Genomic DNA, 13925 nt, shown 5'->3' on the forward strand with positions numbered 1-13925 from the left:
AAAAGAAAAGCGGGAGTCAGGAAATGGCGGGACACTGACTAGCCCGCCAGAATTCGGTTGATCATCAAGCGCGCAGCTGCAGGGACACGGGGTGCGATCATTTCCGGTTGAGGACCGTAGCGCCAGGCTGTGTAGGCCTCGGCAAGCGTGTAGATCGCCGTTGCCCAGGTCGGGTGGGCGATGCTGACCCGACGGGAAAAATTGCCGGGACATTCGTTGGCTCCCGGTACCAGGCCGTGCCGGGCAAGTTGCCGGCAAGCCTTGTTCCAGGCCCGTTGAGGCAAAGGCAGGCGGTGATTTTCCCGCCAGAGCGCAATCAACAGGCTGCTTGCGAACAATAGTGCGCAGCCCAATGCAGCGGCAGCAAGTAGCCAAAGCCAGGCAACCCCCCCTCCCTTGCCGGCGAGCAGTGTCTTTTGTTGCGTTCCGTCGAGACGGAAAACCCAGCGCCCAAGCCAGCCGGATAGGTCTGGCAGTTTCATGGGATCGGCCATCGTTTTGCCGGAGGCTGCCGTTGCAGTAAAACCACCGACTGGCGAAGGTGCGGCACGATCATTACCCGCCGGGGCCGGAGGTGTCGGTCGGGGAGGGGGCTGGGTAACTGGCTTGGGCTGGGGTTGTCCATCGGTAAAGCGTTCGGGGGCGATGACATCGACCGGGTCGATGCGTCGCCAGCCTTTTTTGTCGTCCCAGATTTCGACCCAGGCATGCGCGTGACTGCGCTTGACCACGACGTAGTCGGTCAAGGCCATCAATTTGCCGCCACGATAGCCGGTGACCAGCCGGGCCGGCACGCCGGCCGAGCGCATCAGGAAAACGAACGAAGCGGCAAAAAATTCGGCATTACCTTCCTTGCTTTGAAACCAGAAGGTATCGAGGGCATCGGCGCCCTCTGGTGGCGTGAAGCGGTCGCGTACCCGGTAACCTCCGCGGGCCAGAGAGGCCAGGGCCTGGCGCGATATTGCATCAGCCTCGCCGGCACTGGCCATTTCGGCACCAAGGGTGCGCAGTTGCGGGTTGCTGCCTTCGGGCAGAGCCAGGGCACGTTGTCGCTGCGCAGCGGTTAATTCGCCACCGGCCGTCCATTCCTGCCAGGAAGTCAGCTCGTAGCTCATTTCCTGTTGAACCGGCATGTGCGAGAGCACCTGCCAGTCTGGCCCGATGAAGGATTCACTGGTCAATTGCGAAGGCAGGTCGAGGCCGTAGAGCCACAGTCCGTTATGTGGCGTCAGGCGAACCTTGTAATGAACCTCTTGCGCGGTCGACTGCAAAATTTTCTTGAAATCTGCACTGTGCCGCCAACCCTGCTGCATGATCCGGCGCCCATTGCCGGCGGCGTAGTCGGCATCCAGTTGCCATTCTTGACCGTCGAAATCGTAGAACACCGGGCCGCGCCAATAAAGCAGGCTGGTTGGGGGGACCCAGTCCTTGAACTCGGCAACCAGTACTGCTTGCCCGTCGCTGGCACCGGTTTGTGTCTGACCGGGTTTGAGCTTGGTCGAGATGCCCAGACCTTGATTTGATTTTTCGATACTGGCGGGTAGTGGCAAACCGAATGTCAGGCCGATATCCCAGAGCGGACCGGGAATGCGCGGGAAAAACAGGAAAAATATGCCAGCCAGTGGCAAGGCGACCAATAACTGCAATGAGGCTGTGCGCAGCAAGTTGACCGGAGCAATCGACGAGCGCCAGCCGGCTGCAGCAAACAAACCGAGGGCTGAGCCGATGACGAATACAAGCCCCGTTCCTTCACTCCACTGCAATAGCCCGATGGCAACGGCAACGACGGCTGCGGCAGAAAGCAGGGCAAACTCCCGTTGATGACGGCTCTCGGCCCATTTAAGGGCAAGAATGAGCAGCAGGTTGATCCGCAGAGTAGTGCTGTCCAGCCATCCGGAAAGCAGCCCGCAGACGATATAGCAAGCAGCCAGCCCAAGGAGTCGCAACGCGGGTACCCAGCGTTGCGTGGGCAACTGCCGGCTGGACAGTGCCATGAAAAATACGGCAAAGGCTGCGGGCGGCAAGGCTGGTGCATGGGCAACGAGTGCCAGTATGACCAGGCTTAGCGGCAAAAGGCTTGGCGACCAGATGGCCGGACGCGTTGAAAGATTGAGATGCATTGTGTTCAACGGCCTCCGTACAGGTTCCAGCCGACGATATCGTCAGCGCTTTCAATGCCGTCCGGGCCGAGTGAGTAGAGTTCCCAGGCGCGAATGGTGCCGGGATTGCGGTATTGGTAGGCACGCCCCCAAGGGTCATGTGGAATATGCGGCAGCGTGCCATCCTCGATCAGCACAGCAAGACCTTGGCGGCTGTTGGGCATGCGTTGACCACCTGGGCGCGGGGCAATCAAGGCAGCCGAAATAGCGCGGATTTCATCGCGTGCCTTCGAAATCTTGCGCATCTGATCGGTTGGCTGACTGTGATTCAGCCAGAGAACGGCTGTTATTGCGACGGCTAGGGGAATCAGCCAGCCGAGAGCTCCGAGCAGGTTGATTCGTTGCCGGCGTATCGATAAGCGGTTCATGGCTTTTCTCCCTTGGCCGGGTGCGGCGGCGTGGGAATGTGTAATTGGCCATTGGTTTCCGCCATGGTCAGTGGTGGAATGACGACCTCGACCTTGCCTTGTCCCTGACTTTCGAAGTTTTGCAAAATCTCCTGGAAAGCCAGCCGGTACCATAGTCGGACGTTGACTGCGTACTGGCCAGGTGGCAGTGCCGGCAAGGTGTAGTCGATCCGTTCACTGGCACCGGCAGGAATCGGCTTGCGCGGGTAATGAAGATGGTCGGTATCGAAAAGCACATGGCGGCGATCATCCTTGCCGTTTTTGTCTTTCAGCAATTTGACCCAACGTACGGCGTCCGGGGCCTCCTCCCCCTTTTTGCCGTCAAAGGCACCGCTATGGAAAACCTTGCGTCCCTTGCTGTCGCTGACCACCACTTCGAGCCACATATAACGCTGGTCGAGCGGACCGGTCGGCAATGCATGGCCGGCTCCGCGGTTGGCAACGGTAACGCCCAACATCGGCTTGTTGCTGCGGTCTACCCCGTTTTCAAGCTGTATTTCAGCAGCTTCCCTGAGCAAGGCAACGATCTGTTGATGGGTACGGCGCTGTTCGGTTTCGTACTCCTCGCGGCTATACATCTTGTTGACCCCGGTTGGGGCGCCGCCGCGCAAATGGCCCATCAGATTGCCCGGTAAATCAGGATTTGAGAGCAGGTAGTTATTGCCGACAATACGATGCGAAATGCCCTTGGGCGGTTTGTCGCCGCGTTTCAGCGCCGCTACCGCAGCGGCAGGGTCGCGCGCCATGTGACAGTCCTGGCATTGCACACCCTTTTCGGCCCACGGCGAGTGTCGCCATTCATCATAAGTATCCTGGAAGTTCATCGGTTCCTGGCCGGCAACTGTAGTCGGCCGGATTTCGGTGTGGCAGGCACCGCACAATGCGCTGCTGCCCATTAGCGGTGCATCGCGTTTGGCCTGCATATCCTTGGCATGGCGTGAAGGGGCGGCCATGATCAGCGCCGGGCTGAGATGGCGAAAAATCTGGTTCAGCTTGATGGTCAGCGCGCCATTGCCAGCCAGAGGCTCAGCATGGACGGCGGTGTGGCAGATAATGCAACTGGTCCCTTCTTCCATCGTTTCCACATCAGGGACACTGGCGGCCGGCGTTACCTGGCCACTGAGCATGCCCAGCGGGTTGTGGCAGGATTCGCACCAGCGGCCTTTTTCCTGTCCGTGGGCTTCGGCAGCTTTGGCGGCCAACGTGTTCTGCAGTACCGATGTGTCGTAGATTCGGTCGCTGTCGGAAACGGCGTGAATCGACGTGACCCATTCCATGAATTCCTGTTTATGGCATTCGCCGCAATCGCGTGCCGAGGGAATGCCGCGCCAGTCGACCAGAGCGTGATCGGTTGTTTTCAACTCACCGGGAGCGAAGGGATTTTTGCCAAAAGGAAAGGTGTAGAAAGGCAGGTCTTTTTGGCCGTCGACCGCAAGATTTTGTGGTTCATGCAGCATGAAAAAAGCAGCTACGGCACTGACCAGCGTCGCAGCCGCGACCAGCAGCAAGTGTTGAAGAGGGGCGGCAAGTTTCATGGGCGCACCTTTTTTGGCAAGTGCCAAATGAGGCTGAAGAGAAGTGGCACGGTCAGCCAGGCATGCGGGCGCAGCAGACTAACGTGGGCGCCATAGGGCAGAGTGACTGGCCGACCGGCCAGATAGGCGATAGCCGGCAAGGAGACAAGCAGGCCACTGAGTAGCACGAGTGCCAGCAGCCACATCAAGGCATGGCCGATCAGGCGTTTGCGGGCGTATGCATCCCATTGCAATTCCGGAATGAGGTGAAAAGGCCATAGCAGGTGACGTAATGGCTCTCGTCCGTCACGCCAGTGAATAATGATGAAAGGCACGAACATGAGGAATGACAGGGTGCCGGCGGCGAGATGTGTGAGCAGTAAAAGCTGGATGAAATTACCGTGGCCGACATTCAGCCAAAGCAGCAGGCCGGTGCAGCAGGCAATCGCGAAAGCCCCCGCGAAGCCTTGCATCAGGTGGCGCGATGTGTCGCGCGTGCGCCAGCGCAAGATGGCGTCATCGCCGGTGGTTGGGGAAGCCGTTGTGGCATGTGTCGTCATGGGTTTGGCGTTGAAAAGACAGTGGTATTGAAGATTGCCAACTGGCGCAGGCATTTTTCGCGATGCAACCGGCCGCGGCCTGGCGGCAAAGACTGACCCGGAAGATGCAAGCCGTATTCCCGGCCGGCATGGTCGGCCGCAAGTACCCAGCGGGTCAGTTGGGCCAGACGGTGTTCGCCGTCACCCGGCATCTCGTCCCATGTCAGCCACAGTGCCTGGCCACCCGACGCGCCGTCGAAATGATTCACCGCCAGTTCGTCGCGTCGTCCGAATACCCGCCAATTGATGCGTCGTGGCGAATCGCCCGGGACGTAGGCGCGCAATCCCTGAAAGTCGTCGCTGGCTGCTTGCCGGTGGGCGCTGCGCGGGTGACCGTCCGGCAAGGCGGTGTTTCCGGCTGGATGTGGATAGACCAGGGCAATGAGCGGTGGCAAGGACCGGCTGGCCAGCCACAGATCAAGTGGCCAGCGTGACTGCAAGCTGAGTGTGTCGATCCTGATTTCACCCCGCTGCACGGTCGGCCACAGCGTTGCGAGGCAGGCTTCACCCGTTGAGTCGAGTATTTCGGGCTGGCCAGTCGAGTGGCTGGTTGATAGGAATACTTCGACATCCCGCAGGCAGCCCCCCGTTAGTTGACCATCGAGGCATAGTGCTTCACCCGCAAAAACCGGTATGGGGCGGTTGGCACGCCAGTGAAGCCTGGCCAAATGCCGATAGCACGTCCAGCCGGACTGCAGCCAGACAGCCAAGAGCAGGAAGGCAAGGGCAAAAATCAGGTTGTTGCCGTAATTGACTGCGGTGGCGATCAGGGCTGCAACCGCCATTAGCCAGAAAATTCCGGCAGCCGTCGGTCGCAATGGTCTGTGGCGAAAGCGTGTGACATGTCTATCTTTCCGCTTGAGCGAATCAACGGCAGCTGGAGGATGGCTGCTCGCTGGGCGAGGCGCCTGGCTCATGGCAGCGGCACCGCCTCGATGATTTGTGCTGCGGCAGCTTCGGCATGGCGGGCATCGCCTAGGCCCAGGCGGTGCATCGCTACCGATGGGAATATGCTCTGGATATCGCCTGGTAGAACATGATCGCGCCCTTCAAGCATTGCCCAGGCTCGTCCGGCGGCCAGCAGTGCCAGAGCGCCGCGGGGCGACAGGCCGTAGACCAGCCCGGCACCATGCCGGGTGTGTTCAGCCAGTGCACGGATGTAGGCGAGTAGTGCATCGCTGGCATGAATGTCGCGCGCTGCCTGTTGCAGGGTGAGCAGGCTGGCTGTGTCCAGGCTGGGGGCAAGGCGTTCAAGAATGTTCCGGCGATCCTCTCCGCGCAGCACGGCCAATTCAGCCGCAGCATCGGGATAACCGAGCGAGATGCGCATCAGGAAACGGTCGAGTTGGGCTTCGGGTAGCGGGTTGGTGGACAACTGATCAACCGGGTTCTGGGTGGCAATCACGAAAAATGGCGCTGGCAGCGGACGGGTGGCGCCATCGCTTGATACCTGTCGTTCTTCCATGGCTTCCAGCAAGGCTGACTGGGTTTTTGGCGAAGCGCGATTGATTTCATCGGCCAGTAGCAATTGTGTGAAGATCGGGCCGGGGTGGAAAACAAATTGCCCCTGTTCCTTGATGAAAATAGCCGCTCCAGTCAGGTCGCCCGGCAAAAGATCGTTGGTGAACTGAACTCGGTTGAATGACAGGCCCAGTGTTTTGGCCAACGCATGGGCCAGTACCGTTTTGCCCATGCCGGGCAGATCTTCAAGCAGCAGGTGGCCACGAGCAATCAGGCAGGCCATGGCCTGTTTCACGGTATTGCTTTTGCCCAGTAAAACGTTGTTGACCGCGGCAAGGGCGGCATCGAGTGCAGTACGATCGTTGTGGATGGTTTGATCGATCGGGTGATGCGGAGCATTCATGTGTCTTCCTCGGTGGTTGATAGGGCGCGCAGGGGTATCCGGCCCTTAGATTTCAAAGCGCAAGCCGCCATAGACGAAACGTCCGCGGTTCGGTCCCCATATGTGAGTGACATCGACCGCACCGTCGGCATTGACCCACAACATGCCGTCGTGGTCGCTCTGCTTGAAGTTGAAAATGTTGTCGGCCCCGGCGAAGACTGCCCAGCGCTTGTCGATGGCGTACTGGATGCGGGTGTCTACGGTCCAGAAAGCCGGGCTCTTGTCCGGTTTGGCACTGCCGTCGAAGTTGTAGTGCTGCTCGTCGCGGTAGTAGAACTTTTTCAAATTCTGCGGACCGGTCCAGGTGGCACGTACGAAAATATCGAGTGGGCCGCTGTCCCAGTCAGCGGTGAGATAGATGCGACGGTCTGGCCGGGCGAAGGCGAGGGTGCCGACCGGGAAGTCGTAGTGGGCCGCTTCGAGTCCAAGGCTGGCTGCCAGTGATTTGCTCACCTGGTAGCCCAACTGCATGTCCAGCCCTTTTACCTTGACGGATTCGCTGGCGCTTCTCAGTACTGATTCCGTTGCGCCGACATCGAGGTAAGCCAGCTTGTCGAGCTTCGTGTAGTGTGCGTTGCCGAGAAACTTCCAGTCGCCATCCTGCCAGTCGAAGCTGTACATCAGGTTTTTCGATTTCTCGACACCACCGGTTTCGTTCCTGATGACCAGCGTCTTGAGAATGCCGTGATCCTGTTCGAAATAGCTGGTCGGTGCGCGATAGCCCTGGCCCATCGAGAGGCGGCTATTGGCATGTTCGTTGTGATGCCACAGCAGGTTGACGCGTGGTGCCAGTTGCGTTCCATAAACATTATGGTTTTCACCACGCAAGTTGACACCGACTTCGAGTTGCTCATCGAACAACGCATAGTTAGCCCCCACCCCCAGGCCCGGGGTACGGAAGGTATAGTTGTCGAGGCCGTTGGCCGGCGTTCCATCCGGCAATCGCGCTTGTGAACGTAGGTCCTCGTAGCGCCAATCGGCCAGCACCGTCCACACACCTCCGGCGAGGGGGGCCTTGAGGCTGCCCATCAGGTAACCCTGGTTCTGCTTCGCCTTGTAGATGTTGCCCTCGTAAAAAGAGTCCTGATCGTGGCGGGCATAGCCGACGGCAACATTGAGTAGCGCCTCGCCCAGGCGCTTTTCTCCAGTGACATAGGCCGATTGGCGTTGGGTGAAGATGATTTCGGAGAGCCCCGTACGGCCATCGGTATAGCTGACTTTGCTGCCGTTGACCGGATTAACCCATCCGTCGGCATAAGGCGAAGCATGGGCGCCCCTGGAAAAATTGAAAGGGTTGCCGCTGCGGCTGGCTTTGATGGCATCGTAATCGGTGCCCAGAGCACCACCATTGCGCTTTTCGTCGATTGCATCAATCCGCCCCTTGAGCTTGAAGCCGCCGAGATCGTCGACGAAAAACCCGATACCACCCAACTTGCGGTAATAACCGGTATATTCAGAGACACCATTGTCGTCACCATCGACCGAATCATGCTGGTTGGTGTGGATGTTGGCGGTTACGGCGCCAGCCGTGCCGGCGCTAGCGGCCTGGGCGTCGAGTCGGCGACTGCCGTATTGGCCGATAGCCATTTCGATCATGCCTTCATCCTTGACTGGACGCCGGGTCACCATATTGACCGTGCCAGCCAGTGCATCCGGGGTCAGTCCGGAGGCACCCGCTCCGCGCATCAGATCGATTCGTTCCAGTCCGCGCAGGCCGACCGAATCCAGACCGTAAGCCTGTGAGACAGCGGAAAACAGAGGCACACCGTCGATCAGCAATGTCGTGTATCGGCCGGGCAGGTTATTCAGTGAAATGAACCGGGCGTTACAGATCGAGCATTCAACCTGAACCGCCACCCCCGGCCGCTTGTCGAGTGCCTCGTTAATATTGGTGGCGCCGGATTTGGTGAATTCTTCAACTGTGCAGCTTTCGACCGGGGCAATTTCGTTGCGCAGGTAAGGGCGCTTGGCACTGCTTTCCCGCTTGTTGCCGACAACGATTTCACCCAGCGTCTTTTCCTTTTCAGGCAAATCGGCTGCACTGGCCGGGGCTGCGACGAGTGCAGCAAGTATCCAGGCGACCGGTTTCAAGCGGAGGTTGTCTCGCTGCAAGTCTTTTGTGGAGAATACTTTCATGGATGCCTTAAACAGGGGGGAGAAAGATCAGAAGTCGTGGCGATAGCCAAGGCGAGCCGACCAACTGTCGGCAATGACTTCGTTGAGAGAGGTTTCGATGCTTCCGCCACTGGCGGGGTAGAGGATTCGCTTGCCATCCTTCAACTCGAACTTCCGCATTGATAGATCCAGCGTCAGGCGGTGTGACTGGAAGAGTCGCCAGTCGGCACCAAGTTCGTTTTCCCATCCGCGCCCGTAGCCTTCATGTACGAAACTGATCGGATGGGCACGATCGCTCCGCAGATTCCAGTCAGCTTCGGCCCGGTAATCGAACCAGTGATGTTTGATCGTCGCGCGCAAGGCAAATTGGGCAAGCGGTTCGAATTCGGCTGAAAGGCCTTGCCAGACGCTGCTCCAGACCGGGTTGTACTTGCTGTCCAAACCCGGAAATGAGCCCAGGGGCGTGGTGAAACCATAGGCCGATATGACTTGCTGTCCGTCGCGCATGCGGTACAGGCTGTCGTAACGTGCCAGGCCGAGCATCGGTGTCAGCGAATTACCTTTGCCCAGCGGTAGTTTCCAGCCGGCACCGAGCGAGATATCGAACATCCGGCTGTCTTGCGGTTTGGCATAAGAGCGGGAGAACTCACCTTGCCGATCGCTCAGAAGATAATCCGAGTCCTGCACCTCGCCACCGGCGATGGCTTGGGCATAGGCCAGATGCCCCTTGATGGTCAAGCCGGAGGTATGTGTCCAGTCACCGTCGACACGAATTTCGCTTGCAGGCACATGCCAGGTCAGTTCGGAAGCGATATTGGCGCCGTTGCCCGGAATGTTGTACCGAAGCTTGTCGTGGCGATATCCGGATGAGAGCTTCAGGTAACCGCTTCCCTGGATTTCCGGCCAACTCGTTGTCAGCGCTACTTCGCGTTCACCATCCGGTGTAAATACAGTCAGGACGGGGGTCTCGGTGGGGGTGAGGTCGACATGACGAGGCCCGTCTGCATCGAACACAGCCATGCTCGCCGAGGCCAGCGGGTCGGCCTGTGCCGGCAGGCTAAACACCAGGACGATTGTCGCGGTCGACAAGGTAAAACAGTCAATTCTCACGGCCGTTCAACCGCTTGCTCGAATGGGTGGCGGGAAATGGCATAAGCCCATGTCCACGATCCGGTACCGGGGGCGGCATCGAGTTGGGTGCGCTCCAGCACCATCGCGGCCCAGCGCCCGCGGATTAGGGTTGGCGTCAGCTGCCCTGGTTTCGTTCCCGGGTTGATGATCTGCAAGGCCGTTACATAGAGGCCGTCGCGTTGCCAACTGGCACTCGGCCTGGCTTCCATGCCGTTAGCCAGTTGCAGGCGATTATGGTCGTTGAGTGGTACTGCGCGAAGGCCTTCAGGTGGTATGGCAGTTGGGTCTTTCTGACGAACGGCGGTCGCTGCGGCCCTGGCCAGTGCGGCGAAGCTGGTATCTCCATCCTGGCCTCCGGCAATTGTCGAGGCTGGAAGTGCCGGTGGATTGTTGGTCAGCTTGGGGATGATCGGCGTATTTGGCACGGTCGCAGTCAAAGCATTGAAATCCTGCCGCTTGGCAGCGGCGATGCTATCGCCGTCTTCCGGATTCTCGATGATGGTCGGTGTGATCAGCAGGACGATTTGGGTCCGTATCTTGGCCCTGACATCGCGCTTGAAGAAGAAGCCGAGCACCGGTACATCGCCGAGCACCGGTACCTTTTCGTCGTCCCGGGTGAGGGTTTCCTTGATCATGCCGCCAATGGCTACTGTCATGCCATGCTTGGCATGAGCCGTAACCTGCAGGTTGGCGGTGTTGACCGTGTCGATCGGGAAATAAATGACGTTGCCACTGGCGGTGGAGATCGGAATCGTTGCATCGCCGATCTTGACGGTTGAACTGTCTTGGTCGACCGTCAGGCTGATTGAATGGTCGCCATTGATCCGCGGCAGGATCGCCAGGCTCTGGCCGACATCGCGTTTTTCGGTCTCGACGGTGATCGTCGTATTGGTCGCACCAGTTGTCCCGGTCACGCTTTGCGATGAAGCACCGACCGTCAGCACGCGCTCATCGCCGATGAATAGCCGGGCTATCTGGTTGTTGGCGGCAACCAGCATCGGTGAAGAAAGAACCTTCAGCTTGTTCTCGTTGGCCAGCAGTTGCAGGCGCAAACTCAATGAACTACTCATGATCTGCCAGATCAGGTTGGCATTTTGCTCGACGGCGAACAAGCCCGAACCCAGGCTGTTGCGAGGTGTGATGCCGGTAGTGTTGGTCGTACCCCAGCCACCAGGCCCATTGGTCGTTCCCTTGCTGCCGGTCCCGATGTCGAACACTGAGCGGTAGCCTTCATCCAGCGTCACCTCAAGGATTTTCATCTCCAGCAAAACTTGCTTGGGCGGTTGGTCCATGTCGGATACCAGCTTGCCAATTTCCTTGAGAGCCTGTTCGTCACCGGTTCGTACCATCAACAAGTTGTTCAGCTTGTTGTAGGTAACCAGGATGGCCGGTCCTTGCCGGGCAGCCATTTCCTGGATGTCGGACCCCGATAGCAAGGGTTGTCCGTTGGCATCGAGCCTGGTCTGAGCGGCGATCCTGTCCTGGCTCATGCGATTGAGGTCGGTCGTCGGATCGTAATTGGTGGCGCCTTGCGCGCTGCCGCCGGCGCGCCCAAGGTTGCCTGCTCCCTGCGACGAGTCAAACATGCCGGTGTTGCCTATCGCACCAGCATTGCCCGTGGCATTGTTGTTGCCCCCCTGATTGCTGCTACCGCCCCTTGCCTGGTTACCGGAGGCGTTGCCCGATCCGCCGCGTCCGCCCGAAGACGTCCGGTTACCGCTGCCCAGTGACGTTGGCGGCATTTCCTCGATCGGATTACTGAGTGCGACGCGTGCCCCGAACAGTGCCTTGATGGCATTGGCGGTTGAAACTACGTTGTGATGGCGCAGCGTAAATACCTGCGTTTTCTCGTCGCGGACGATGGCCAGGTCCTTTTGGTACTCTTCGCTGCTCATGATCACGTAGGTTTTTGAACTTGAGTCGAAGCGATACCAGACGCCGGCGGCACGACATAGATTACGTACCATGTCGTCGACACTGGCGTCGTGTAAATAGAGCGAAACGATCAAATCTGAAACTTTGTTGGTCACGACAACATTCGCGTTGCCGATCTGCGACAACAGGCGTGCGACATCTTCAAGACGGATCTGGGATAGCTGGAAGGTGCCGAGCGCGCCCGGTACCGGTTTTTTTTCCCCGGCAGGACGGGCCGATGACTTGCTTGCAGTCGTCGCCGGCTTCGCCGCTTCAACGGCAAATGCAGGAAAAGAGATCAGACCGGCGGCGAAAACGATCAGGGGGTAGGGGAGTCTTTTCATCGTAAGGTGATCTTGTTGCCCTGGGGCAGGCCAGGATGGGTCAGGGTGACGCCGTCCACAGCGCCGACATGGATGGTGAAGGTACCTAGATCGCCGAAGTCGACCAGGTCGCCGTCCTTGACGAGGATGGCTTGCTGCCCGCGGACGAGCAATTGAGCGCCGCGCCCACGTGCAGTGACCAGCAGCGCTTTGACCTGGACCTGACGCTGTATATCCAGCTTGCTGGCAACCGGCAGGCCGCTGAAATTGCCCGGTGAGCGACGGCCATCGCGTAATTGTGGCGAGACTTCGAACGGGTCGATCATTGTCTCCATCCGTCGCCCCGGCGGAATTTCACGCCTCGCCGGCGACTCCGCCAGCGGCTGCGTTTCGGGTGCAGCCGACTCTCCTGAGAGCTTGCCGATTTGGCGGTTGACCGATTCGGCATAGCGGCCAATGGTGACGAGGTTTTCGCGCATTGACGGCTGCAGGTCGACAGTCTTGTCGCGCGACAACTCAAGCGCCTTGTTCTGAGCCCATGCCGGTGCGCTCAGGGCAAGTACCAGAAGACCGCAGGCGAAGTGTGGGGCTTTGTTTGGGGGGATACGATGGGGCATGGATATACTCAGCCGCCTCCGGTCGATACGGCCAGGACGGCTTGAAAAAAAGCGTAATAAACAAAGCCGACGATGCCGCCGATCAGTAGCGTCAATACCGGCTCGATCATCGATGACAGGAACTTGACGCGGGCATCCAGTTCTTTCTGATAATGCTTGCCCAATGCTTCCATCACGCTCTCCATTTCGCCGCTGCGCTCGCCGACGGCAGCCATGTGCCGAACCAGAGGGGGGATAGGCTGACGATCGAGGGCGACAGCCAGTGCGCGGCCTTCGAGTACCTGTTCGCAGGCTGAATTGAGGGCCGATGAGAGTGCGCTATTGCCGACGATCTGCGTAATCGAGCGCAGAGCTTCCAGCACTGTCAGGCGGCTTTTCAAGAGCAGGCCGAAAGTCCAGGTTGCTTGTGCCATGGCTGCCGCCATCAGGGTGCTGCCGAGGATGGGGACGTGCAGGAAAATACGATCCATGGTCAGGCAGATGATCGGAAAACGGCGTACCAGGACGAGTCCGACAATCGTTCCGGCGATCCCCATGATCAATAATCCGCCCCAATGCTGGAGCCAGTCAGCGATATCCATCATGGTCTTGGCGGCCCAGGGAATTTTCTTGCCGCGTGATTGCAGGAACACAGCAAACCGCGGTACGACAGAACCGACCAAGAACGAAATCACACCAATTGCGGCCAGCATGACGATGCTTGGATAGGTCAGCGCTGTCATCAACTGCCGGCGAATGTCGGCCCGGCGCTCGGTCAAGGCAGCCAGTCGGTCAAAAACCGAGTCGAGCTCGCCTGATGCTTCACCGGCTTCGGCCAGCTTGATGGCGATGCGCGGAAAGGTTGAGTTTTCCATGGCCAGTGCCGCCGAAAAACTGCTGCCGGAACGAATACGATCGGCACAACGTTCAAGTTGCATCGTCAGCCGCGGCCGGCTGGCCAGTTTGCCTGCCGCCTCCAGGGCTTCGAGAATGGTGTGACCGGCCCGCAGCATCAATTGCATCTGGCGGTAGAACAACATCATGTCGCTGTTGCGTACTGAGAGCCCGCTGTGGAACCAGCGTCCGAAGGCACGCATTGCGTCGAGCAGCGAACGTTTTTCAAGATCGCCTTGCTGCAGTTCAAGAATGCGCAGACCCTGGCCACGCAGCAGCGTGCGCGCTTCGTTGAGATCGGCTGCTTGCAATTGCCCCTGCAACTCCTTGCCTTGCGCATTAAGGCCGAGATAGCTGAATGTCGCCATGC

The 13925-nt window shown here is 59.0% G+C and carries 11 protein-coding genes; all 11 read right to left on the reverse strand.

Annotated features, from left to right (window positions below; genetic code table 11):
- Nucleotides 1-38: 38 nt before the first annotated feature.
- On the reverse strand, nucleotides 39-2120 hold the full coding sequence (locus tag KI614_RS05910; protein ID WP_226408537.1) for a DUF3488 and DUF4129 domain-containing transglutaminase family protein: 2082 nt from the start codon (nucleotides 2118-2120) through the stop codon (nucleotides 39-41).
- A gap of 5 nt (nucleotides 2121-2125) precedes the next feature.
- Nucleotides 2126-2527: a type II secretion system protein GspG gene (locus KI614_RS05915; RefSeq protein WP_226408538.1), complete on the reverse strand. Its 402-nt coding sequence runs from the start codon at nucleotides 2525-2527 to the stop codon at nucleotides 2126-2128.
- Nucleotides 2524-4101, reverse strand: a complete 1578-nt coding sequence (locus KI614_RS05920; protein ID WP_226408539.1) for a multiheme c-type cytochrome — start codon at nucleotides 4099-4101, stop codon at nucleotides 2524-2526. Before KI614_RS05920 ends, KI614_RS05915 begins: the two co-directional genes overlap by 4 nt.
- Complete coding sequence (locus KI614_RS05925; protein ID WP_226408541.1) at nucleotides 4098-4640, reverse strand: hypothetical protein; 543 nt, start codon at nucleotides 4638-4640, stop codon at nucleotides 4098-4100. Before KI614_RS05925 ends, KI614_RS05920 begins: the two co-directional genes overlap by 4 nt.
- On the reverse strand, nucleotides 4637-5464 hold the full coding sequence (locus KI614_RS05930) for a DUF58 domain-containing protein (RefSeq protein WP_226408543.1): 828 nt from the start codon (nucleotides 5462-5464) through the stop codon (nucleotides 4637-4639). Before KI614_RS05930 ends, KI614_RS05925 begins: the two co-directional genes overlap by 4 nt.
- A 128-nt stretch (nucleotides 5465-5592) precedes the next feature.
- The gene (locus KI614_RS05935; protein WP_226408545.1) at nucleotides 5593-6543 is read right to left on the reverse strand and encodes an AAA family ATPase; all 951 of its coding nucleotides are present in this window, start codon (nucleotides 6541-6543) and stop codon (nucleotides 5593-5595) included.
- A gap of 45 nt (nucleotides 6544-6588) precedes the next feature.
- Nucleotides 6589-8718, reverse strand: a complete 2130-nt coding sequence (locus KI614_RS05940) for a TonB-dependent receptor plug domain-containing protein (RefSeq protein WP_226408547.1) — start codon at nucleotides 8716-8718, stop codon at nucleotides 6589-6591.
- A gap of 27 nt (nucleotides 8719-8745) precedes the next feature.
- Nucleotides 8746-9807: a hypothetical protein gene (locus tag KI614_RS05945; RefSeq protein ID WP_226408549.1), complete on the reverse strand. Its 1062-nt coding sequence runs from the start codon at nucleotides 9805-9807 to the stop codon at nucleotides 8746-8748.
- Nucleotides 9804-12086, reverse strand: a complete 2283-nt coding sequence (locus KI614_RS05950) for a hypothetical protein (RefSeq protein WP_226408551.1) — start codon at nucleotides 12084-12086, stop codon at nucleotides 9804-9806. The genes KI614_RS05945 and KI614_RS05950 overlap by 4 nt, the downstream gene beginning before the upstream one ends.
- Entirely contained in the window at nucleotides 12083-12682 is a 600-nt protein-coding gene (locus KI614_RS05955; RefSeq protein ID WP_226408553.1) for a hypothetical protein, read from the reverse strand. Before KI614_RS05955 ends, KI614_RS05950 begins: the two co-directional genes overlap by 4 nt.
- An 8-nt stretch (nucleotides 12683-12690) precedes the next feature.
- Complete coding sequence (locus tag KI614_RS05960; protein ID WP_226408555.1) at nucleotides 12691-13923, reverse strand: type II secretion system F family protein; 1233 nt, start codon at nucleotides 13921-13923, stop codon at nucleotides 12691-12693.
- Nucleotides 13924-13925 lie beyond the last annotated feature (2 nt).

It is taken from the genome of Dechloromonas denitrificans (genome assembly GCF_020510665.1).
Taxonomy (GTDB): domain Bacteria; phylum Pseudomonadota; class Gammaproteobacteria; order Burkholderiales; family Rhodocyclaceae; genus Azonexus; species Azonexus denitrificans_B.